Here is a 22462-nt window from a genome sequence, read left to right on the forward strand (position 1 = left end):
AAAGATTATAGCATAAACAGAAAAACCACCAACCAGAACGCTGGTTGGTGGTAGATAGAAACCGTAGCAAATTACTGCGGTATAACTTCTTCCCACTGACCATTGGTGGTTTCTTTGTAGGTAAGAAGATTTCCATCATAATTTCCCTGAATAAAGTTAGAACCCGCTTCTTTCCATTCCTTAGTAACAGATAGGACAACTTTAGAATTCTGTGAATTTATTAAAACGTATTTCCCTCTTGATAAATTAATCTCAAAGGCTACTGGATAAAAATCGTACCAGAATAGTTTGTCTGATTTTTCTCCCAGTATACCCGCATCACCACCTTTAGAGAAATGAGGACTGATGACTCGAAATCTGAACTCTAACCATTTTAGGGGATTTAAAGGATATTCATAATGACTATTGGGCTCCACTATAACATATGACTCTTCAGGAATTTTTTGTGTTGAACTTGAACTTTCTGCTCAATTATTTCTTTTGATATTATTCGAAAGACTATATATCCCACTATGAATAGTATCGAAGTAATTATAGGTAATTTAGACTTGTTCCTCAAAAAAATACTCAATCCAAGACCCATACTTAACGGAAACCAAATCCATGGATCTCCCAATGTAATGGCTCCCATAATATATGATTTATCGCTAAAGGGATAGAATGCTGGTAAATCATGTCCCATATAGTCTAAAAATAAGTGTCCAAACAAGACAGACAAAATAGAAGATCCCCAGAATAATTTGAAACTTGTCTTTTTATAGAACAGTTTTGTCAAATATGCTATTCCTAAAGCTAAAAGGGGTGTAAACAATATAGAATGGGACCACGGAGCTACACTTCTATCCCCAAAAATATCAGGAATTATTCCACACAGTGCACCCGAACATAGACATATCATAAGATCTTTCCATGTAGCCCTTGGCAAAAAGCAGTATGCAATTACCGCCCCAAGAAGAGCATGTGATAGAACATGAAAAAACAAATATAAGTACGGATCCAAAATAACTACTCCTTTACTCTGTTAGCATCAACAATATGATATTTAATGTTAAACATTATAAATTAGTTTGTCATATAAAAAACCCTGAGAGTCGAACCTCTTCCAAAGGTCTGCGGGAGTAGTCTCCGTTTGGATATATCCAATCTACTTTCTTGATCTAAATTCGCGTACCAAGCCAGCATAGTCTCCACACAAGTGGAATCAACAAGCTTTAAAGATTCCTACAACAATTGTTGGTTCGTATGTACGTTCCCTTATCATAATTTGGTCTAGTAAAAAGCAAACTTTGGATACCTGGATATGTTTCAAGCAAATATGTACCTGATAAGGTTGTCTCATTCAAAAAGCGTTAACCGCTTTTAATAAGCGACTATACTTCTTTTGCTGTTACCATATGTTTTAAAACAAATGAACCAGAAAATGTCGTTTCAATAGCGAAGTTTATACCACTTTTAATAAGAGATCGAATTCTTTTCACAACTTCCCTACCAGCAGACAGGTCAGCACTGCGCGGATTCTCTGGCTTCAACTCTCTTGCAATTTGATCCGGATCAACCAGTTCACCAAGCCACTCTCTCATTTGCATGCTGAGTGTACTTTTCCCTGCTCCATTGGTTCCAGCAAACACAGTCATAACTGGTCTAATTTCACTCATGATATTCAAACTCCTGGCGTTTCCCAGTAGCATCAAATATAATTTCGAATTTATTACCCGCAGCATCCTCACGAACGCGTTTGTTGTTCTTTATATAATAAATAGAGGCACCTGATTCTTTAGCTTGTTTCCGTGCATGTTGATTGGCTTTATTTAAAATTTCTTGGAGCTGTTCTCGATTTTCCAACATCTGGAGTCCCCCCAATCTAAATTTATGCTTATTATATCATAAACATAAAAACCACCAACCAGATTACTGGTTGATGGTCTCTTGACTCTAATGGAGGCGAGGGGAGTCGAACCCCTGTCCGAAGATAACGGCACATAAGCTTCTACGGGTGTAGTCACAGTTTTGATGTCACCCGAGTATCGCCCCGTAACCGGCTATACGTTGGGTCAGCCTGATTGTCTTCTTCAGCACACCCCAGGCGGAGATGTGACAGCGTATCCCACTACTAGTTAGCCCCTATCCCTGTCACATGGGCGATGCAGGGTAGAAGCACGCACACAGTTTCTTAGGCTGCGAAAGCGTAGTTTGTTTGTTGTTTGCCGTTTAATAGGCTTTAGCGTTGATAAAGCGGACGCGTCCCCACTACCCGCTACCCATGCTCGAACTATCCCCGTCGAATCCATAAACGCCCCCTCAATGAAGAAGGGCTCCAGGATTAATCCGTGAATACGGAGCAAAGGTGCTGCACATCTTTTTCCTCCAAGGTAAAAAGATGCTTCTTTCAAACTCGGCATTCCTGTCTGCTACATGAGTAATCATAACACAGGACACATCACCGAAATAGTACAGATTGCTGGAAGACATTCCAGCAGGCTGAGCATGTGTACAAGGTTATCCAATACAACAGGCTCAATCGTCTACATATTATACCGCGTCGCCAATCGGAAGTAAAGTTTACCCAGATCGGCTCACGAACAACGGCCCCTAAGTATATTACCCACGTTTCAGGCAAACTACGCAAAGGCTAAAAATTTTGATTCATCAACGCGCCAAGCTTCCATGCTCCTACCGAATTCCCTTCAACACATATCAAAGGTAATCACCACACAATACACTTCAGCAACTCACACCATATCCCTTTTCCACTAAAAATTAAAAAAGCCTCAATCTTGCCCATTGCAGGACAAACCTTGAGACTCTTTACCTCGTAAATCACTCTTCCTAGCTTCATCACAAAAACTATCTTATACACTTAAAAGTAAAGCATTTACGCCCAGCGCTCCACTTATCGTGCAACCTTCTGCTTCTCGCGCAGTACCCGTTGGATATCACGTTGTGCATCCCGCTTAGCCGCAGTCTCCCGTTTATCATACTGCTTCTTACCTTTACCCAGTCCAAGCAAAAGCTTTGCATAACCATTGCGGATATAGATCTTCAGCGGCACAATGCTGTACCCGTCCTGTTTCGACAGCCCGAGCAGCTTGTGAATCTGCACTTTATGCATCAGCAACTTGCGCGTACGTGTCGGATCGAGCGGATTATTTCGGTTCCCTTGTTCAAAAGGACTAATATGCATATTGTGAATATGAATCTCACCGTTTCGAATGGTGGCAAATGCATCACCAATATTCGCACGGCCGTTACGAAGAGATTTGATCTCCGTTCCGGTAAGCACCATGCCCGCTTCATACGTATCTTCAATGAAGTAGTCATGGGAAGCCTTTTTATTCTGTGCGAGCACTTTACTCTGTCCATCATTCTTGCCCATGTCCTCACTCCTTCTCCGTAAAATAAGCCGGTACCATGCTCTATAGCAGCGCACCCAATGTTGCACCAAGGTACCACGTGCCAGACCCTAATTGTAGCAAGTACGGCTGTTAAAATCAAGAAAGAGGCGACCTCTGCCGCCCCTCCTCATTACACCACTTTCAGACTGTGCGAAACAACACACCGGCTGAAATGACTATTTTCTCCAACGCTTAACCTGGAGGAACGAATTGTTATCCATCTCTTCAAGTTACGTTAGCTTTATTTTTTCTTTTTCCGTACAAAAGCTGCCGTGCCGTTACCAGCTGCACCGTTGCTCTTCTTCCGCTTGCGTCTTGGTGCTCCGCCTTCCTGAGCGCCACCAGGAGTTGCATTCTCTCCAATAAATACGCCGCTCGGTGAAGTGTTCTTGCGTCCACTTCCGCCTTTGCCACCTTTACCGCCGCCCTTGCCGGACTTAAAGCTTCCTTCACCGCGACCGCTGTTCAGGCCACTTCCTTGTCCACCGGTTGAACTACTATCCGATCCACCCGATGTAGAGCCATATCCGCCTTTACCTGAGCCAAAACCAAAGCTCACCGCGCCTTTGCCCCGGCCAGTTGATCCGCCAGCATCACCAGCACGACGCTCACCTTTTGGTTTGCCGCCGCCTTTACCTGCGTAGCCACCGGATGAGCTTGCGCCCGCACCTGCACTCGCAGCACCACTGCGACCGCCACGTCCACCTTTGCTGCTATCTTCCGGTGATCTGCCACCACGGTTGCCTCCAGCAGCGGATGAGCCGCCTTTGCCGCCACGCGAACCGCTGAAACCACCCGGTCCACTCTTGGCACCGCCGCGTCCGCCGCCGCTAGTTGGACGTCCACCTTTACCACCGCGTCCGCCACCGAAGCCGCCAGGACGTTCACCGCGAGGTTTCATATCCACCATTTCAAAATCAATCGTATACTCTTCCATGCTTACACGTGCCACACGGATCTTCACTTCATCACCGATGCGGAAGACTTTCGAGGTACGTTCACCAATCAGAGCCATATGCTGATCGTCAAAATGGTAATAGTCGTCCGTGAGCGCGCTCAAGCGAATCAGACCTTCAACCGTGTTCTCCAGTTCAATGAACATACCAAAGCTGGTCACACTGCTGATCATGCCTTCGAACTCTTCGCCTACTTTGTCGAGCATGTACTCGGCTTTTTTCATTTTCTCCGTATCCCGCTCAGCTTCTACCGCCACACGTTCACGTTCCGAAGACTGTTGCGCAATATCGGCCATACGTGCTGCTAAATACTCCTGACGTTTCTCCGGCAAAGCACCATTATTTTCAATGACTTCGCGAATCACCCGGTGAATAACGAGATCGGGATAACGACGAATTGGAGACGTAAAGTGACTATAGAATTCTGCCGCGAGGCCAAAGTGACCTGACATTTCAGAATCATACTTCGCCTGTTTCATCGAACGGAGCATCATTGTACTAATAACAGTTTGTTCTTTCGTTTCTTTGATATCCTCAAGCAACGATTGAAGCGCCCGTGGATGAATCGCATTGCCACGTCCTTTGACCTGGTGTCCAAAATTCGCCGCAAAGGCGAGGAAATTTTGCAGTTTTTCCTGATCCGGGTCTTCGTGCACACGATAAATGAACGGAACTTTCAACCAGTGGAAATGCTCTGCCACTGTTTCGTTCGCTGCCAACATGAATTCCTCAATGATTTGCTCGGCAATCGAACGCTCCCGTTTCACGATATCTATCGGTTTACATTCTGCGTCCACAATGATTTTGGATTCTTCAAAATCAAAGTCGACCGCACCACGGCGCATACGCATAGCACGCAGCTTCAGGGCAATCTCTTTCATCAGATGGAAATCATCTACCAGATCCTTATAACGCTCGAGCAATTCAGGCTCTTCACCTTCAAGAATTTTACGGACGTTGGAATACGTCATCCGCTCTTTGGTTTTGATTACACTTGTAAAAATGTCATGTTTTACAACCTTCATCTGGTCGTTAAACTCCATCTCACAAGACAGTGTCAAGCGGTCTACCTGCGGGTTCAAACTACAGATTCCGTTGGACAGACGTTGTGGCAGCATCGGAATAACCCGATCCACCAGATACACACTGCATCCACGGTTGTAGGCTTCCTGATCAAGCTTAGAATTCTCCTGCACATAATAGCCAACGTCGGCAATATGAACACCTAGACGGTAGTTCCCGTTAGGCAGTTTCTCTACGTTAACAGCATCATCCAGATCCTTGGCATCTTCGCCATCAATCGTGACAATGTTAAGTCCGCGCAGATCACGGCGACCCTGTTGTACAATCTCTTCATCTGTGATGGACTCAGGTGCTTTTTCCGCCTCTTCTACCACTTCATCGGGGAAAGCTTCAGGCAACTGATGCTTGCGAATAACGGACAAAATATCAATACCCGGCTCATCCTTATGACCGAGAATCTCGATCACTTCACCCTCGGCCGCCGCACGGCCCTCTGGATAGCTGACGATTTTTGCTACAACCTTCTGTCCATCAACCGCCCCTGCAAAATTGGTACGCGGGATGAAAATATCGCGATTAATCCGTTTGTCATCCGGGATAACGAAGCCGTACACCTCATGGCTCTGGAACACACCAACGACTTGGGTCACACCATGAGTAACAATACGGACGATCTCACCCTCCAGGCGACCGCCAGAAGGTCCTTGAGACGTGACTTTAACCAATACCGTGTCACCATTCATCGCACTTTTCATATCATTGGCGTGAATGTACACATCCGGGTGCTCCCGATCCTCAGGGATAAGGAAAGCAAAGCCTTTGGCGTGAGCCTGTAAACGTCCACGTACCAAATCCATGCGCTCTGGCATGCCATAGCGATTGTTACGGGTCAGCAAAACTTTACCAGATTCCTCCAGCGTATTAAGCATAATCAAAAAGGCTTTGAAATCAGCTGCATCTTCAATAGCGAAGTGCTGTTCCAACTCCTGATAAGTCATCGGTTTATAAGCGGTTTCCCGCATGAAGTCGAGCAATTGTTGTTCTGTTATCATTAATATATTCACCTCGGGAAACATAAAAGTGTAAGCAAGTCTCATCTCTTTATGTATCGGAATTCTTACCATTTTCATGCAATACAATATCATTGCTGTGAAGAGTGTAGTAGTACAACCATACTATCTCATACCCTAGTATACACGAATTCAATCCGGCCCATCCGTACCTCGCAAAAAAACCACAGTTGCCGGGCGCTCCTCTAAAATCACGCTTTCACGTATCTCTACAGACATTTTATGCGATACATGTGCTGTGCACATCTGGAAAAGGACTACATCCGAAAATTTTCTGTACACATGACATTCATTATAGGGAGTGAGTTCGCGTAACGAATAAGCGAGGGACATACCATACATGATAGGGGTGTGTTGCATGTTAAGGAAGGAAAACCGAACAGAAGTGAGAAGAAGACCGAAAATAATGGAGTCTATAGATTAGCCTGTTGGTAAAGTTTGGACACGTAAGAATTTATTAAAAAACCCCCGTTTCTTCACGAAACGAAGGTTCATCAATTAAGCCATTAGCTTAAGCTATTCATTGAACAGCAGTTCCAATTCTTACTTGGAAGCCACCGTAACAACAATAGACAAAATCATAAATCCTGCACCCAGTACCACCGTTGCACGTTGCAGGAAGAGATCCAATCCGCGCGCTTTCGTTTTACCGAAAAGATGTTCCGCACCACCGGAGATGGCACCCGCCAAACCAGCGCTTTTCCCGTGCTGCAGCAATACTACAGTGATTAGACCGATCGAGAAAACAACGAGCAGCAATTTCAAAGCAATATCCATTCTTTCCACCTCCTACCCATGTGGGCATACATCTCACCATAAAAACAGTTACTTTAATTGTAACATAGCTATGGTTGTACTACAAGTAGTGATACAAATGATAAGGAGCTACTCATCTCATCTGTAAGTCATGATAATATGGTCATATGGTTTTAATCACATTATGTTCTCATCCAAGATAAGGACTTACTTTAGAAGCTTAGGAATTTAGGGAGGGCAAAATGATTCAAAGATTTCAAGCCACAGATGCCCTTAAAGGCATCATAGATTATATATGGATTGTAGAACAAGACAACCTCGCCCCAATGAACAGACAAGACATCATTATGCCGTTAGGTCATATTAATATTATTTTCAATTATAGATCCCCCTACTACCTCATCGAGAGAAAAAAACGAATTCTCATATCCAATTCATCGGTCATCGGTCAGATTAAAAGAGCGAAGCATGTCCAGTACGGAGAAAACTTGTACCAAATTGGCATTTCATTAACTCCTGTGGGGTACATTCAATCTTTTGAGTACCCCATTTCTCGGCTCACCGAACGAATATGCTCAGTAGTCGACGTATCCTCTGGGCTAGATCAATTACGTACCCAACTCACCAATGCCAGAGATAACGAATCGATCATTACAGCGATCAACGATTATTTCATTGAAAGAATCAAGTTGAACCCTTTGGATACGCAGCGTGCCGATCATATGCTTTCTTATGTGGAACAGCAATGCGGAAACCTGAATGTCTCCCACATGGCAGCATATTTTGGATTTTCCATCAGTACGCTGGAGCGTACATTTAAGCGATATACAGGACTTACCCCCAAAGTGTATGGAGATATCGTGAAGTTCCAAAAAAGTATTGTTGATGCAAATTGGCACACTGAAATATATGAACAATACTACGACCAGTCTCACTTCATTAAGACATGCAGAAAATTTGCCGGTAAAACTGTAAGTGAACTTGAGAAGTCGGCTGACGAACTAACCCTTCGTTATCTATGGCAATCCAAAAACAAATTTTAAGCCCTTATTTGCATGCTTATTTTTTACAATACAGCGAGCCTTATGACCTGATATACTTTAGCCACAACGACGATGGAGAGAGGATGGCGTTCGTAACAATGATGCTTATAGCAAGTATAATCGTACTTTTAAATGTCACTTTACTGGCGATCTTGGTTCCGGGTGGCCCCATTGAAAATCGGGATTTCTCCAAGCTTAAGGGAATTGTATTCTGGGGATTTAATCTGTTTTTGATTTTGCTTGGAGCTGGATCTTATATTGCCAGTTATCTCCTGCTGATTTCTTCCCCTCATGCTTTGTGGATTGCTCAAGTAATTGCCATTCTGTACTTTATCGTGTATGCTGTTGATCTCGCTGGCATATTTCCAAAATCCCCAACAAAAATGAGCAAGCCATTACTATTACTCGAAATTATCAATATCTCTATGGCTGTTTATCTATTTCTCTTTGTCACAGCTATGAGTTAAGGTGCAATATACATCCCTTGAACAAGTCCAATTACAGCAACCAGCCAGGTTGCTGTTTTTCTATTTATCTATAACACAAAAAGACAGACCGATTTCGCGGTCTGTCTAAAATTTGTAAAAACAACTTATTTTTTAAGGTTGTAGAATCCTTTAAGACCATTGTATTGAGCCAGTTCACCCAGTTGATCCTCAATACGGAGCAATTGGTTGTACTTCGCAATACGGTCTGTACGGGAAGGAGCACCCGTTTTGATTTGGCCAGCGTTTGTTGCAACAGCGATGTCAGCGATTGTGCTGTCTTCGGACTCACCGGAACGGTGGGAGATTACAGCTGTGTATCCTGCACGTTTAGCCATTTCGATTGCATCGAATGTTTCAGTCAATGTACCGATTTGGTTAACTTTGATCAGGATGGAGTTACCGATACCTTCGTTGATACCTTTACCCAGACGCTCAGTGTTCGTTACGAACAGGTCATCACCAACGAGTTGTACTTTGTCTCCCAGTTTTTCTGTGAGCAATTTCCAACCATCCCAGTCATCTTCGGACATACCGTCTTCGATTGTGATGATTGGGTATTTCTCAACCCATGAAGCCAGAAGGTCAACATACTCAGCAGAAGTGTAAGATTTACCTTCGCCAGCAAGTGTGTACTTACCATCTTTGTAGAACTCAGTGGAAGCTACGTCCATACCGAGGAATACGTCAACGCCTGGTTTGTAACCTGCTTTTTCGATAGCTTCGATGATCGTAGTGATTGCTTCTTCGTTCGAACCAAGGTTCGGTGCGAAACCACCTTCGTCACCTACAGCTGTGTTCAGGCCTTTGGAGCTCAGTACGGATTTCAGGTTGTGGAAGATCTCTGCACCTACGCGAAGAGCTTCTTTGAAGCTTGGTGCTCCAACAGGAAGAACCATGAACTCTTGAACATCGATGTTGTTGTCAGCATGCTCACCACCGTTGATGATGTTCATCATTGGTACTGGAAGTACTTTAGCGTTGAATCCGCCCAGGTAAACGTACAATGGCAGATCAAGAGCATCAGCAGCTGCGCGAGCAACAGCCATGGATACAGCCAGGATTGCGTTAGCACCCAATTTAGCTTTGTTTGGCGTACCATCCAAAGTGATCATCAATTTGTCGATACCTAGTTGATCCAATGCATCCATACCGATAACTTCTGGAGCGATTGTTTCGTTTACGTTTTTAACAGCTTGCAGAACGCCTTTACCAAGGTAACGGGATTTGTCGCCATCGCGAAGCTCAACCGCTTCGTGGGCACCAGTGGATGCACCGGATGGAACGATTGCGCGTCCAATTGCACCGGACTCCAGGTATACTTCAACTTCTACTGTAGGGTTACCGCGGGAGTCGAGGACTTCGCGAGCGTACACGTCAGAAATAATAGTCATTTGTGATAATCTCCTTTAAATTTGAAATTTTATTTTAATACGTTCAGAACAAACATGTTTCACCAAGCCACTCCGCGTGCAGTACCGTCCTTCGATCGCTGTTATCCCCAAATTCTTTGAACTCCTTATAAAAGGTGAGAATTAGGGGATAAAGGCGAGCGCTTCGCTTCTCCAGATCGGTTCTGCCCGCTTCGTTAAGGTGTAACTTAGGTCTTATTCGACAACCTATTAAAATTATATTATTTGCGGGTAGAGATAACGGATGTACCTGTCATCTCAGCCGGTTTAGGCAATTGCATCAAGTCAAGGATCGTTGGCGCGATATCCGCCAAGATTGCACCCTCACGCAGGGTTACATTTGCATCGGTAACGATAAATGGAACTGGGTTCGTAGTATGAGCTGTGAACGGACGTCCCTTCTCATCGAACACCATATCCGCGTTACCATGATCCGCAGTGATCAGTACAACGCCGCCTTTGGCAAGTACTGCATCCACAACACGGCCCATGCACTCATCTGTTACTTCAACCGCTTTAATGGTAGGCTCCAGCATGCCGGAGTGTCCAACCATGTCAGGGTTAGCAAAGTTCAGAATGATGGCGTCATGTTTGTCTGCTTCGATCTCGCGAACACATGCATCAGCCACTTCATACGCGCTCATCTCCGGTTGCAGGTCATACGTTGCAACTTTTGGTGAGTTGATTAGTACGCGAGTTTCGCCCGGAAGCTCCACATCACGACCGCCGCTGAAGAAGAAGGTAACGTGCGGGTATTTCTCAGTTTCTGCAATACGCAGTTGTTTTTTATTGTTCTGTACCAGAACTTCACCCAGCGTGTTGTCGAGGTTCTTCGGCGAATAAGCCACATAACCTTCAACCGTCTCGCTGAACAAAGTCAAGCATACAAAGTGCAAGCCCACAGGGAACTTCGGACCACGATCGAAACCACGGAAATCCTGGTTCGTGAATACTTGCGACAACTGGATCGCACGGTCAGGACGGAAGTTGAGGAAGATAACGGAATCGCCGCTCTCTACCAAACCTACCGGCTCACCATCCGCTTTGACGATAACCGTTGGTTCAACGAATTCATCAAATACGGATTTCTCATACGATTCTTCAACCGCTTTGAGTGGGTCAGTGTATTTTGGTCCATCGCCATAAACGATGGCGCGGTATGATTTCTCAACCCGTTCCCAACGTTTGTCACGGTCCATCGCGTAATAGCGACCTTGAACCGTTGCGATTTGTCCTACACCTACTTCTTCAATCTTAGCGATCAGCTTCTGCATGAAGTCTTTACCACTGTCTGGCATAACATCACGGCCATCCATGAAAGCATGAATATATACATCATTCATTCCTTCTTTTTTGGCCAGATCCAGCATAGCAAACAGGTGGTCGATGTGACTATGTACGCCGCCATCGGACAACAAGCCGTAGAGATGAAGCTTTTTGCCGCTTTGTTTCGCTTCGCGAACAGCTTTGACAAGTGTTTCATTGTCGTAGAACTCACCGTCACGAATGGATTTGGAGATACGGGTCAAATCCTGGTATACGATCCGGCCGGCACCAATGTTCAGGTGACCTACCTCGGAATTCCCCATTTGCCCTTCTGGCAAACCTACAGCTTCACCGCAAGCAGTGAGTGTTGTATGTGGGAATTGGCTCATGAAACGGTCATAGTTCGGTTTCTTGGCTTGCGCTACCGCGTTGCCTTCCACCGTGTTACGTAGACCAAAGCCATCCATGATGATCAGTGCTACAGGTTTTGGAGCTGTCATCTTACTTCGCCCCCTCAACAAGCGCGATGAACGAAGCCGGCTGCAAGCTGGCACCGCCAACAAGCGCGCCGTCGATGTCGCTTTGTCCGAGGTATTCTGTTACGTTCTCCGGTTTAACACTGCCGCCGTATTGAATACGAACTGCATTAGCTACCGTCTCGTTGTACAGATCCTTCACCAGCGTACGGATGTAAGCAATAACTTCATTCGCATCTTGGGAAGTGGAGGATTTGCCTGTACCAATCGCCCAGATTGGCTCATAAGCGATAACAACTTGTGCCGCTTGCTCTGCAGACAGACCTGCAAAAGCAGCTACTGTTTGCACTTTGCATACGTCTTTTGTTTGGTTCGCTTCACGCTCTTCAAGCGTCTCACCAAGGCAGAAGATTGGAGTCAATCCGTGACGGAATGCTGCATGCAACTTTTTATTGACAGTCTCATCGGTTTCCGCAAAATACTGACGGCGCTCCGAGTGACCAATAATGACATAATCCACACCCAGGTCTTTCAGCATTACACCGCTGATTTCACCTGTGAATGCACCGTTATCTTCAAAGTGAAGATTTTGTGCACCAATTTTGATGTTTGTGCCTTTAACGGCTTCTACCAGGGATGGCAGATTTGTAAACGGTGCGCAGATTACAGTCTCCACGCCTTCAACTTCCGCTTTTCCTTTAACTTCCTGAATGAAGTCATTGGATTCGGAAACCGTTTTGAACATTTTCCAGTTACCTGCGATAATCGGTGTTCTCATGGGTTTCAACTCCTTCATGCTATAGACTACTAAAACTTACTTGTCGTTCAATGCCACAACGCCTGGAAGTACTTTACCTTCCATGAACTCGAGCGATGCACCGCCACCTGTAGAGATGTGGTTCATCTTGTCAGCCAATTTGAACTTCTCAGCTGCTGCTGCGGAGTCACCGCCACCAATTACAGTGTAAGCTTCTGTCTCAGCGCAAGCTTCCGCTACTGCACGAGTACCGTGGGAGAATGGCTCGATTTCAAATACGCCCATTGGTCCGTTCCACACAACCAATTTGGAGTTTTTGATTACGTCAGCATAGATCTCACGTGTTTTAGGACCGATGTCGATACCTTCCCAATCTGCTGGGATACCATCGATGTCAACGATTTGTGTGTTTGCTTTCGCACTGAAATCGTCAGACACTACGATATCTACTGGCAGGTAGAAGTTTTTGCCCAGTTTCTTCGCTTTTTCGATGAAACCGAGAGCAACATCAAGTTTGGAATCATCCAGCAAGGATTGTCCAATTTCATGTCCTTGTGCTTTGAAGAACGTGTAAGTCAGACCGCCACCGATGATTACGTTGTCTGCAATGTTCAGCAGGTTGTCGATTACATCGATTTTGTCTTTAACTTTGGATCCACCAATGATAGCTGTGAAAGGACGCTCAGGGTTGGAGATTGCTTTACCCAACACTTCAAGTTCTTTCTCCATCAACAAACCGGACACTGCTGGAAGCAAGTGAGCGATTCCTTCAGTCGAAGCGTGTGCTCTGTGAGCCGCGCCAAACGCATCGTTAACGAAAACGTCAGCCAGTTCAGCAAATTGTTTTGCCAGTTCCGGATCGTTTTTCTCTTCGCCAGCGTGGAAACGAACGTTTTCAAGCAACAATACGTCGCCGTTGTTCAGTTCAGCGATTTGAGCTTTAACAGCGTCACCAACGGAATCGTCAGCTTTAACTACTGTTTTACCAAGCAATTCAGACAAACGCTCAGCTGCTGGAGTCAAACGCAAGGATTCAACCACTTCGCCGTTAGGACGACCCATGTGGCTTGCCAAAATGACTTTAGCGCCTTTTTCAATCAAGAAGTTGATTGTAGGAAGCGTTGCACGAATACGTTTGTCATCTGTAATTTTACCATCTTCGAGCGGCACATTGAAATCTACACGGACAAAAGCCCGTTTTCCTGTCAATTCGATATCGCGTACACTTTTTTTGTTCATCTGTATTTCCTCCGCACCCATGTATTTGGTGGACCAATCAAGAGCTAAAATCCCTCGTCAATCCTGGTGTTTTTGAGAAATTTGCAAAATGTAGATATATAAAGAGCGGAAACAATATAGCATCTGTTTCCGCTCTATGTTATTGCAGATATTACTTAATCATTTTTGCAAAGTGCTCCAAAGTGCGAACCAATTGTGCAGTGTAGGACATTTCATTGTCATACCAAGCTACAGTTTTAACCAATTGTTGGTCGCCAACAGTCAGAACTTTAGTTTGAGTTGCATCAAACAGGGAACCGAAAGTGATTCCTTGGATATCGGAAGATACGATTTCGTCTTCTGTGTATCCGAAAGTTTCTGGATCGGAAGCTTCTTGCATAGCTGCGTTAACTTCTTCAGCAGTTACTTTTTTGTTCAGAACAGTTACGAGCTCAGTCAGGGAACCAGTAGCTACTGGTACACGTTGAGCTGCACCATCAAGGATGCCTTGCAGTTCTGGGATTACCAGACCGATTGCTTTAGCAGCACCAGTTGTGTTAGGGATGATGTTTTCAGCTGCTGCGCGAGCACGACGGAAGTCACCTTTAGGGTGTGGAGCATCCAACGTGTTTTGGTCGCCAGTGTAAGCGTGAATTGTAGTCATCAAACCTTGAACGATTCCGAATTTGTCTTGCAGTGTTTTTGCCATAGGTGCCAGGCAGTTTGTTGTGCAAGATGCGCCGGAGATTACAGTTTCAGTACCGTCGAGGATTTCATGGTTTACGTTGTAAACGATGGTTTTCATGTCGCCAGTAGCTGGTGCGGAGATAACAACTTTCTTAGCTCCACCTTTCAAGTGTTTCTCAGCTGCTTCTTTAGTTGTGAAGAAACCAGTACATTCCAGAACGATATCTACGCCCAGGTCGCCCCAAGGAAGTTCTTCCGGGTTACGGTTAGCCAATACTTTAACTTCTTTGCCGTTCACTTTGAAGAAGCCATCGTGTACTTCAACATCGCCATCGAAGCGACCTTGAGTTGTATCATATTTGAGCAAATGAGCGAGCATTTTAGCGTCAGTCAAGTCGTTGATTGCTACTACCTCGATGCCTGCTACATTTTGAATACGGCGGAATGCCAAGCGTCCAATACGTCCAAAACCGTTAATACCTACTTTAATCATGAGTAAGTTCCTCCCAAGTTTTGATTAATTTTTTATGAAACTTATATATTCAAGACAGACGGTGAAGTCCGTCAAGACAACAATAGTTGTGATACAAAGTAAAACCTTATTCCATTTCAGCAACGATGACTTCGGCAGCAGCCTCATCAATAATCAGAATATCTTCCTGACCAAATCGTAACACGGAATGTATAGCAGCAGCTTTGCTTTTGCCACCTGCAATTCCAATCACAACATCGGTTCGTTCAATATCCTGAAGTCGCATACCCAGTGTAAGCATGGTATGTACCACCTTACCCTGATCATTAAAGTAATAACCGAAAGATTCAGATACGGCCCCTTGCTCCTGAAGTTCATCTATAATCTCCGTCGCAAGTTTGCGTCTTTTGGCCATCTCTACGGCATCACCAATTCCATGAATAACAATCCGTGATTGCCTGATCAGCTGCAGAATCTCCTGAACACTAGGGTCCTGGATTAATGATTCATAGGCATGATCACTGAGCAAATCCGGTACATGCAGGAGTTTGTATTGCGCCCCTACCCGTTTTGCCATTGTGGATGCGATCGTATTAGCCTGAATTTCAAGGCTTTCTCCAAGTCCACCGCGTGCTGGTACGAACCAGACACCTTTTAGCGATGTTGGCGGATTTAGTTGTTCTGCGACTTCGGCCGTTGTTGAACCGCCAGTAACGGCGACAACGTCGTTGTCACTCATGATATTGCCGAGAGCCTTCGCTCCGGCTCTGCCCAGTTCCCTTTTGGCAAATGGAGAAACGTCCGAATCACCAGGAACCACAACTACCTTTTGCAGACCGTAGGCTTGCTTGATGCGCTCTTCCAGCTCGGATAATCCGAACAGCTCTTTGGCTACGGGCTCTAACTGCTGCAGCAAATCATACCCTGCCTCGCTGATCTTCATTCCTGCACTGTCAATTTCAATAAGTCCCTGAGCCTTTAACAGATCGGTCTCAGCCCTCAGAACCCGCTCGGTCATCTGCATGGAATTAGCTAACGTTCTCCGTCCGATCACATCCGATAACATGATCTGTTGCAGAATCGTATACCTCTTTTTCAAGATATCCATGAGATCAGGCAGAAGCTGCTTTTGTACTTCTAAAATCGTTCGCATGCTTTCCACTCCCGCAAGTTCTCGTTCTAAGCTCTCTTTCGTGGCCCTAAAACGTCCCGGGTTAACTTTTTAAGTCCCACGTCTATTCTACCTAAAACTGACGTGACATGCAAGTGTTTCAACGTGTTATTTCGACACGCATGCAGCGTTTGTACGCGCCTATTTTCACAATCCTAGACTTCCATGATCTACGACTAGCTCACGCATACCATATATAGAAGAAACAAATGAATTCAATCTACATATCGCTCAGAATCACATTTCATACGGCATGTCCAAAACCTCTAATAGCATTTACTTAAATGTACTCTTTATCCACTCTTCTTCATCATGATCATTTTTAGGTTAATCCAAACCAATACCACAACGAACTGCTTGCAATTAAATATTTCATGAGCTATAATCATTATTGCTGTCACATAATGTGCGCCCGTGGTCCAATGGATATGACGTAGGCCTCCGAAGCCTGAGATCCAAGTTCGATTCTTGGCGGGCGCGCCATTTTTATTTAGCAGCTCATAACCCATTTAACCAATGAAACCGGAAAGGTTTCTTTTTTTTGCAAGTTAGTTTGACTTTCTTTGACTTTTTGTTTGGAATTGTTTATTATGTGGGTAATACGGTAACAGTTTAAGTATAAACACCAATAACATTTACATTCCAAGGAGGTTTTTCACGTGAGTTTTATTCCAATGGTCGTTGAACAGAGCAACCGGGGTGAGCGCGCCTACGACATCTACTCCAGATTGCTGAAGGATCGTATTATTTTCCTTGGTAGCGATGTTAATGACGTAGTGGCTAATGCCATTATGGCACAGATGTTGTTCCTGGCTGCGGAAGATCCGGAGAAAGACATTCACTTATACATCAACAGCCCAGGCGGATCGATTACAGCCGGTATGGCCATCTACGATACAATGCAATTCATCAAACCGGATGTATCTACCATCTGTGTAGGTATGGCGGCTTCCATGGGTGCATTCTTGTTGAATGCCGGTGCAAAAGGTAAACGTTTTGCATTACCAAACAGTGAAATTATGATTCACCAACCACTTGGTGGTGCACAAGGTCAAGCTTCCGACATCGAAATCCGTGCTCGCCGCATCCTGAAAATGCGTGATACCTTGAACCGCATCATCTCTGAGCGTTCAGGTCAACCGCTGGAGCGGATTGAGAAAGATACAGATCGTGACTACTTCATGAGTGCTGCTGAAGCCGCCGATTACGGTATCATTGATAAAGTCATCGAAAACGTAGGATCACAAGGCATCTAAGTGTGACGTAGACCACGGTCTATGCGTTAACATCATCAACACCTAACGTAGTCAGCAACATATAATTATGTTGTCTATACGAGAAGAAGCCCTCATCATGACCACATGATGGGGGCTTCTTCTTTTTCATTTTATAAGAAAGATAACTTAAGAGTGCACTATGATGATTCTTTACTTGCTTCCCGTTACATTACCAAAAGGTTCTGTGCCTTTAGGGAGAAGCTCTTTATACGTAAATGGCATTTCAGGGAATCCCTCTGCGTACGCCGTATACTCATACAACTGGAAGAACACGACCACACCCGTTGGTGTCACATAGAAATCTTGATCTTTATTTAACCCTTTGTAACCGTCGAGGTATCCACCGCGGGCTTTCAGTTGTTCACCCACTTTTTTACTCAACGTCTCGCGCATGGTTTTGTTATTTTGCAGCACATCATCTAACGTAAGCTCCTTACCTGTGTCCAGTGCAAAGGTGTGGCCCGTACGGTATGTCATACCATGAGCACCAGCATAATCCTCATATCGTTGTGTAATGAGTCCCAGCACGCCTTTTTCGTTATACGTCACTACATAAGAGCTCTCAAATGCATATGGACGATTGGCTGTTGCACCGCCGAATTCAGATGTCTGTTTCTTGAAGGCAGCTACATAAGCATCCACTTCGTCTTTCAGCACTTTGTTGATCGCCGCTTCAGCTTCTTTGCTGGCAAGTCCACTCACCTGCGGATATTGAACATCTACTTCAGCATTTTTCACAGTGACACTAACTGTTGCCGCTTTAATTTTAACGTTATTTTGTTTCACCTTGCTGAGTGTCAACGTTTTGTTTTTGCCATCCCAATTCCCCTGTACACCCAGATAATCTCTCATTGCCGAGAATGGGATATATAATCGACCCTCAATCAATTTTGCTTCCACCTGAGGGTAATAACCGTTAATGTAAACGTTTGGTTGTCCATCCATCAGGCTAACGGTCATCGCATTGTTGGCTGCTGTTACCGTATATGACTTGGTTTTCGCATCATATTTCAGCGTCCCACCCGCTACATCTTTTACTGCCGTAAGAGAGACCCAAGTTGAACCACCTTGAAGAAGTCCTTTTTGAGTCAGTGTTTTTCCACCCGATTTCAGAGTTACCTCAGCCGGGGTTGTCACTTTTGAGGATACCGATGCTGCCTGAACCGAACTGTCCTGCCATACCGAACCGCTACCTACAATAATTCCTGCTGCAAGCAACGCACTTGTCCATTTTTTCCATGATGTCATATATAAAACTCCTCTCTGAATTCACAATTAGGGATCATTGCGTATGTAATCCTGAACTGATCGCATATCTCATACGCTCACCTCTCTATTATAATTAACCCAATTTCGGAAAGGTTTACAGCTCGAGTTACAATGTTGATGAATATCAGGTGGAAAATATATCGGGATATGACCTTTTTGTCACGAACAACTATACAAAAAAGATACCTAAAAACAACATTTCATGTAGCTTTAAAAGGGTAACATCCCTTCTGACTTCACCAAAGTTTGATTTTGCAACAAAAAAGACCTTGTCCTCAGGACAAAGTCTTTGTCATTATTCCGTTGTACCCTTCAAATGACACTTAAAAAGGTTACTTGAGCTTACAATCCTTAGTTCGATCTTGTTTATTTCATTTCATACGTGATATTCAGGATTGTACTTACTTTAACCTGGCCTGTTTCAATCTCAGTGCCACCTGCTGTATCTTGTGCTTTGGACATCAACGCCTCGCTTGCATAGAACACAGGCACATTGGCATCACCTTGGCTTACGGAAAGAACAGCACCGAGTTGACGTTTAACTGCTTTTGCAATGGCGCCAGCTTTCACATCTGCATTGGCAACAGCTTTCTCAATCACTTGGGACTCATAACTTTCCGGATTTTCTACCGTAAAGCGCACGTTTTCAATATTGTTGGCACCCGCACCCGAAGCAGCATCGAGCAACTCGCCAATCTTGTCCATCTGACGATATGTGACTGTCAGCGTATGATGCGCTGTATATCCTTTAATTTGTTGTCCGTCTTTTTCGCTATACGTATAGTTGGGTTGTACAGAGAACTGACTCGTTTGAATGTCGTCTGCACTGATCTTCCACGTATTTTTCAGCAAATTGGATACTTTTTGAACTTTGGCAGCATTCGCTTTTTGAGCAGATGCAGCTGTCTCTGCAGTACTGTTCACACCAATGGACAGATACGCGATATCAGGCTTCACCTGAATCTCACCTTTACCCACAACATTAATCACATTCTGTTGTACTCCCTGAACCTCTGCAGCGTAAGCATAGTTGCCTGGTGCAACCCATGCTGTTCCTCCAACAAGCAACGTACTTGCCACCAGCACCGCACCAAACGGTTTCATCCATTGTTTACCCATCACGATAGCCTCCTTATGTGTTAACATCTCAAACTTTAATCGATTTGATACCTTAACAGACGGGACAAATTCCATAATGTTGCACTTGACGATAGCAAATACGTCAATAACGCAAAAAAGCCCCTTTCGGGACTTCTTCATTGGATTGATCATATCTTATTGGTTTTCGAGCTCTTCCTTGCTTACCAGACTAACTAAAGCGTTTACAGCCTGTTCGGCATCCGCGCCTTCTGCACTAATCTGGATTTCCGTACCTGTGCTAATTGCAAGGCTCATGATCCCCATGATACTTTTTGCATTAACTTTTTTGTCGTCCTTCTCGACGAACACTTCAGACGAGTACTTATTCGCTTCTTGAACGAACAGTGCCGCAGGTCTGGCATGGAGACCCGTTTTCAAACGGACAACTACCGGGTGCTTTGTCATGGAAACTTACCCCCTATTATGAAATCTGGACATTAAATACACAATTATATTTATACAACATTATACCATTAACCCGTGCAGGACACTAGAAGAAAAAACTCAGGGTGCTTTGGAGGACATTATCTTGCCCTAATTTCATCTTTTGCACAGTGCATCCAATGACCTAAGTGAGTCTCCCAGATCCTTAACGGCTGACTTCCCCACCATTTCTGTTCAGCAGAAACAGCCGACCTTGTTACTTTACCCTACTCTGTCTTAACCATAACGTTCTGTGCGCACTTTCTCAGCCAACTCATCAATTTTACGAAGCCGGTGGTTCACTCCCGACTTACTGACTGTACCTTTAAGGAGCTCGCCAACTTCCTTCAAGTTAATATCTGGATTAGCGAGTCGAACCTCCGCCACTTCGCGAAGCTTCTCAGGCAACGATTCCAGACCAACTTCCTTTTGCAACAGCCGGATATTATCGATTTGCCTTACCGCCGCTCCGATGGTTTTATTCAGGTTGGCGGTCTCACAATTGACAATCCGGTTAACGGAGTTACGCATGTCGCGCATAATCCGTACGTCTTCAAACTTGAACAAGGCCTGATGAGCACCAATGATGCTGAGCAGCTCAATGATTTTCTCGCCTTCCTTGATATATAGGATGAATCCTTTTTTCCGTTCTATACACCGGGCATTCAGATGAAATTCATTGGCCAGGTCAACCAGTGCCTGACAGTGCTCCTCATACATGGACGCAATCTCCAGATGGTAGGAAGAACCTTCCGGGTTATTAACCGATCCCCCTGCAAGAAATGCACCGCGAAGATAGGCCCGTTTACAACAGTTTTGCTGAAACAACTCCGTACTGATCCCTGGGGTAAAGAGAAAGCCCTCAGATACAATATGAAGACTATTGAGAATCTCCTGTACCATGGTTGGAATACGAACAATATATACATTGTTCTTTTTCAGCCGCATTTTTTTGCGGACCAGTAATTCCGTATGCACTTGAAATTGCTTTTTAAGCAGAGAGTATGCCCGTCTTGCAATGGCGGCATTCTCCGTCGAAATATCCAAGATCACTTTTTTATTCGATAACTGCACTGCACCAAGCATACGGATGAGGGCTGAAAGTTCCGCCTTTTCGCAGCACGGTTCGCTCTCGATCATAGTTAACTCTTTTTTGGTCTGTGCTGCAAACGACATGGGACTTCACCTCTTCCGTAACATCCAATTTTGTACCAGTTGGTAGATGTGATGACTTAACTTGTCGGCATCATGACGCAGATAGGTTTTGAACAGAACAAGAGTATCTGCAACCACCTGATAGCCGGCACTTTCGAGTACATTCATATCCAGTACAACCGGTTTTGCTCCTTTTTCCGCATACTTATTTTGCACTTGCAGCGGAATATCACCATTATTCACGATAACATAGTCGAAGAGCTGATGACCTATATGCTCGTGTACCGCCTTAAGGTGGTCACTTACCGTATAGTTATCTGTTTCTCCTGGCTGTGTCATCACATTACAGATAAACATCTTCACCGCATCAGCCTCTACCACAGCTTCTGCAAGCTTAGGTACAAGCAGATTGGGAAGAATGCTTGTATAGAGGCTGCCTGGCCCGATCAGAATGGCGTCAGCTTGACGAATGGCCTCTACTGCCTCTGGCAACGGCTCCACGTGATCCGGTTCAAGGAAAACACGTTTGATGCGTCCACCCGCCTCAGGGATCTTGGACTCACCTGTAATAATTGTCCCATCTTCCATCTCCGCATGCAACACCACGGCCTGGCCGGCGGCTGGCAATACCTCACCTCGAACGGCAAACACGCGGCTAAGTTCCCGCACTGCGGTCACAAAGTCGCCCGAAATATCCGTCATTGCAGCCAAAATCAAATTTCCCAAGCTGTGGCCTGCAAGCCCCGCGCCTGTATTGAAACGGTACTTCAACATATCTGAAAGCAATGGTTCTACATCAGCCAGTGCCGTAAGCACGTTGCGAATGTCGCCCGGAGGCGGCATCTGTAGCTCATTGCGCAGGATGCCTGAACTTCCACCGTCATCTGCAACTGTAACGATGGCCGTGATATCCAGCGGCTTCTCTTTCAAACCGCGCAGCATCACGGATAATCCGGTTCCGCCGCCCATTACAACTATTCTCGGACGTTCTCTTCGTGGTCCGGCCTCTTTCAT

General features: G+C 44.9%; 21 protein-coding genes, 1 tRNA gene and 1 other RNA gene. 4 read left to right on the forward strand and 19 right to left on the reverse strand.

Annotated elements, in window-relative coordinates:
* Window positions 1-71: 71 nt before the first annotated feature.
* The 8 genes from J2Z28_RS19470 to secG all read right to left on the reverse strand — a co-directional run bounded on the left by J2Z28_RS19470 (window position 72) and on the right by secG (window position 7218).
* Window positions 72-416, reverse strand: a complete 345-nt coding sequence (locus J2Z28_RS19470) for a hypothetical protein (protein ID WP_211083848.1) — start codon at window positions 414-416, stop codon at window positions 72-74.
* Complete coding sequence (locus tag J2Z28_RS31850) at window positions 416-1000, reverse strand: metal-dependent hydrolase (protein WP_211083850.1); 585 nt, start codon at window positions 998-1000, stop codon at window positions 416-418. The genes J2Z28_RS19470 and J2Z28_RS31850 overlap by 1 nt, the downstream gene beginning before the upstream one ends.
* Before the next feature lie 370 nt (window positions 1001-1370).
* Window positions 1371-1655 carry a hypothetical protein gene (locus J2Z28_RS19480; protein ID WP_244988417.1) on the reverse strand — a complete coding sequence of 95 codons (285 nt, stop codon included), beginning with the start codon at window positions 1653-1655 and terminating at the stop codon, window positions 1371-1373.
* A complete protein-coding gene (locus J2Z28_RS19485; protein WP_211083851.1) occupies window positions 1648-1845 on the reverse strand; it encodes a hypothetical protein in 198 nt (65 codons plus the stop codon). Before J2Z28_RS19485 ends, J2Z28_RS19480 begins: the two co-directional genes overlap by 8 nt.
* 88 nt (window positions 1846-1933) lie before the next feature.
* Window positions 1934-2298, reverse strand: a transfer-messenger RNA (tmRNA) gene (gene ssrA, locus J2Z28_RS19490).
* A 592-nt stretch (window positions 2299-2890) separates the two neighbouring features.
* Entirely contained in the window at window positions 2891-3373 is a 483-nt protein-coding gene (smpB, locus tag J2Z28_RS19495) for an SsrA-binding protein SmpB (RefSeq protein ID WP_036674736.1), read from the reverse strand.
* Between the two features lie 260 nt (window positions 3374-3633).
* On the reverse strand, window positions 3634-6423 hold the full coding sequence (gene rnr / locus J2Z28_RS19500; RefSeq protein ID WP_211083853.1) for a ribonuclease R: 2790 nt from the start codon (window positions 6421-6423) through the stop codon (window positions 3634-3636).
* 561 nt (window positions 6424-6984) lie between these two features.
* Window positions 6985-7218 carry a preprotein translocase subunit SecG gene (gene secG, locus J2Z28_RS19505; RefSeq protein ID WP_017691238.1) on the reverse strand — a complete coding sequence of 78 codons (234 nt, stop codon included), beginning with the start codon at window positions 7216-7218 and terminating at the stop codon, window positions 6985-6987.
* A gap of 221 nt (window positions 7219-7439) precedes the next feature.
* On the opposite strand from secG, the gene J2Z28_RS19510 reads away from it, so the two are divergent.
* Both J2Z28_RS19510 and J2Z28_RS19515 read left to right on the forward strand, forming a co-directional pair.
* A complete protein-coding gene (locus J2Z28_RS19510) occupies window positions 7440-8240 on the forward strand; it encodes a helix-turn-helix domain-containing protein (protein WP_211083855.1) in 801 nt (266 codons plus the stop codon).
* 98 nt (window positions 8241-8338) lie between these two features.
* Window positions 8339-8707, forward strand: a complete 369-nt coding sequence (locus J2Z28_RS19515) for a DUF8051 family protein (protein ID WP_211083857.1) — start codon at window positions 8339-8341, stop codon at window positions 8705-8707.
* 125 nt (window positions 8708-8832) lie between these two features.
* On the opposite strand, the gene eno is transcribed toward J2Z28_RS19515, so the two are convergent.
* The 6 genes from eno to J2Z28_RS19545 form a co-directional block, all read right to left on the reverse strand.
* Window positions 8833-10119 carry a phosphopyruvate hydratase gene (eno, locus tag J2Z28_RS19520; RefSeq protein WP_211083859.1) on the reverse strand — a complete coding sequence of 429 codons (1287 nt, stop codon included), beginning with the start codon at window positions 10117-10119 and terminating at the stop codon, window positions 8833-8835.
* 239 nt (window positions 10120-10358) lie between these two features.
* Window positions 10359-11903 carry a 2,3-bisphosphoglycerate-independent phosphoglycerate mutase gene (gene gpmI, locus J2Z28_RS19525; protein WP_211083860.1) on the reverse strand — a complete coding sequence of 515 codons (1545 nt, stop codon included), beginning with the start codon at window positions 11901-11903 and terminating at the stop codon, window positions 10359-10361.
* Window position 11904: 1 nt separating this feature from the next.
* Window positions 11905-12657: a triose-phosphate isomerase gene (gene tpiA / locus J2Z28_RS19530; protein WP_036616221.1), complete on the reverse strand. Its 753-nt coding sequence runs from the start codon at window positions 12655-12657 to the stop codon at window positions 11905-11907.
* A gap of 36 nt (window positions 12658-12693) precedes the next feature.
* Window positions 12694-13875, reverse strand: coding sequence for a phosphoglycerate kinase (locus J2Z28_RS19535; RefSeq protein WP_036674741.1), 1182 nt, complete (start codon window positions 13873-13875; stop codon window positions 12694-12696).
* Window positions 13876-14026: 151 nt separating this feature from the next.
* The gene (gene gap, locus J2Z28_RS19540) at window positions 14027-15034 is read right to left on the reverse strand and encodes a type I glyceraldehyde-3-phosphate dehydrogenase (protein ID WP_017691243.1); all 1008 of its coding nucleotides are present in this window, start codon (window positions 15032-15034) and stop codon (window positions 14027-14029) included.
* A gap of 106 nt (window positions 15035-15140) precedes the next feature.
* On the reverse strand, window positions 15141-16166 hold the full coding sequence (locus J2Z28_RS19545; protein ID WP_036616216.1) for a sugar-binding transcriptional regulator: 1026 nt from the start codon (window positions 16164-16166) through the stop codon (window positions 15141-15143).
* 426 nt (window positions 16167-16592) lie between these two features.
* Here J2Z28_RS19545 and J2Z28_RS19550 point away from each other — a divergent pair.
* Both J2Z28_RS19550 and clpP read left to right on the forward strand, forming a co-directional pair.
* Window positions 16593-16667: transfer RNA gene (locus J2Z28_RS19550), tRNA-Arg, on the forward strand.
* A gap of 176 nt (window positions 16668-16843) precedes the next feature.
* Entirely contained in the window at window positions 16844-17440 is a 597-nt protein-coding gene (gene clpP / locus J2Z28_RS19555) for an ATP-dependent Clp endopeptidase proteolytic subunit ClpP (protein ID WP_017691245.1), read from the forward strand.
* Between the two features lie 171 nt (window positions 17441-17611).
* Here the strand turns inward: clpP and J2Z28_RS19560 are convergent, their stop codons facing one another.
* The 5 genes from J2Z28_RS19560 to J2Z28_RS19580 all read right to left on the reverse strand — a co-directional run bounded on the left by J2Z28_RS19560 (window position 17612) and on the right by J2Z28_RS19580 (window position 22462).
* Window positions 17612-18709 carry a stalk domain-containing protein gene (locus tag J2Z28_RS19560; RefSeq protein WP_211083862.1) on the reverse strand — a complete coding sequence of 366 codons (1098 nt, stop codon included), beginning with the start codon at window positions 18707-18709 and terminating at the stop codon, window positions 17612-17614.
* 387 nt (window positions 18710-19096) lie between these two features.
* Entirely contained in the window at window positions 19097-19849 is a 753-nt protein-coding gene (locus tag J2Z28_RS19565) for an SIMPL domain-containing protein (protein WP_047841458.1), read from the reverse strand.
* Window positions 19850-20005: 156 nt separating this feature from the next.
* Window positions 20006-20275 carry an HPr family phosphocarrier protein gene (locus J2Z28_RS19570; RefSeq protein ID WP_017691248.1) on the reverse strand — a complete coding sequence of 90 codons (270 nt, stop codon included), beginning with the start codon at window positions 20273-20275 and terminating at the stop codon, window positions 20006-20008.
* Between the two features lie 255 nt (window positions 20276-20530).
* On the reverse strand, window positions 20531-21469 hold the full coding sequence (gene whiA / locus J2Z28_RS19575) for a DNA-binding protein WhiA (protein WP_211083865.1): 939 nt from the start codon (window positions 21467-21469) through the stop codon (window positions 20531-20533).
* A gap of 6 nt (window positions 21470-21475) precedes the next feature.
* A complete protein-coding gene (locus J2Z28_RS19580; RefSeq protein WP_017691250.1) occupies window positions 21476-22462 on the reverse strand; it encodes a gluconeogenesis factor YvcK family protein in 987 nt (328 codons plus the stop codon).

This window comes from Paenibacillus xylanexedens, assembly GCF_017874615.1.
GTDB classification, from domain to species: Bacteria; Bacillota; Bacilli; order Paenibacillales; family Paenibacillaceae; genus Paenibacillus; species Paenibacillus xylanexedens.

Excerpts from the sequence above, each read along its gene's own strand:
- J2Z28_RS19485 (WP_211083851.1), bottom strand. The coding sequence starts at position 1,845 with ATGTTGGAAAATCGAGAACAGCTCCAAGAAATTTTAAATAAAGCCAAT.
- secG (WP_017691238.1), bottom strand. The coding sequence starts at position 7,218 with ATGGATATTGCTTTGAAATTGCTGCTCGTTGTTTTCTCGATCGGTCTA.
- tpiA (WP_036616221.1), bottom strand. The coding sequence starts at position 12,657 with ATGAGAACACCGATTATCGCAGGTAACTGGAAAATGTTCAAAACGGTT.
- J2Z28_RS19565 (WP_047841458.1), bottom strand. The coding sequence starts at position 19,849 with ATGGGTAAACAATGGATGAAACCGTTTGGTGCGGTGCTGGTGGCAAGT.
- gpmI (WP_211083860.1), bottom strand. The coding sequence starts at position 11,903 with ATGACAGCTCCAAAACCTGTAGCACTGATCATCATGGATGGCTTTGGT.
- J2Z28_RS19510 (WP_211083855.1), top strand. The coding sequence starts at position 7,440 with ATGATTCAAAGATTTCAAGCCACAGATGCCCTTAAAGGCATCATAGAT.
- J2Z28_RS19560 (WP_211083862.1), bottom strand. The coding sequence starts at position 18,709 with ATGACATCATGGAAAAAATGGACAAGTGCGTTGCTTGCAGCAGGAATT.
- J2Z28_RS19535 (WP_036674741.1), bottom strand. The coding sequence starts at position 13,875 with ATGAACAAAAAAAGTGTACGCGATATCGAATTGACAGGAAAACGGGCT.
- J2Z28_RS19570 (WP_017691248.1), bottom strand. The coding sequence starts at position 20,275 with ATGACAAAGCACCCGGTAGTTGTCCGTTTGAAAACGGGTCTCCATGCC.
- J2Z28_RS19580 (WP_017691250.1), bottom strand. The coding sequence starts at position 22,462 with ATGAAAGAGGCCGGACCACGAAGAGAACGTCCGAGAATAGTTGTAATG.
- whiA (WP_211083865.1), bottom strand. The coding sequence starts at position 21,469 with ATGTCGTTTGCAGCACAGACCAAAAAAGAGTTAACTATGATCGAGAGC.
- eno (WP_211083859.1), bottom strand. The coding sequence starts at position 10,119 with ATGACTATTATTTCTGACGTGTACGCTCGCGAAGTCCTCGACTCCCGC.
- J2Z28_RS19480 (WP_244988417.1), bottom strand. The coding sequence starts at position 1,655 with ATGAGTGAAATTAGACCAGTTATGACTGTGTTTGCTGGAACCAATGGA.
- gap (WP_017691243.1), bottom strand. The coding sequence starts at position 15,034 with ATGATTAAAGTAGGTATTAACGGTTTTGGACGTATTGGACGCTTGGCA.
- J2Z28_RS19545 (WP_036616216.1), bottom strand. The coding sequence starts at position 16,166 with ATGCGAACGATTTTAGAAGTACAAAAGCAGCTTCTGCCTGATCTCATG.
- J2Z28_RS19515 (WP_211083857.1), top strand. The coding sequence starts at position 8,339 with ATGATGCTTATAGCAAGTATAATCGTACTTTTAAATGTCACTTTACTG.
- rnr (WP_211083853.1), bottom strand. The coding sequence starts at position 6,423 with ATGATAACAGAACAACAATTGCTCGACTTCATGCGGGAAACCGCTTAT.
- smpB (WP_036674736.1), bottom strand. The coding sequence starts at position 3,373 with ATGGGCAAGAATGATGGACAGAGTAAAGTGCTCGCACAGAATAAAAAG.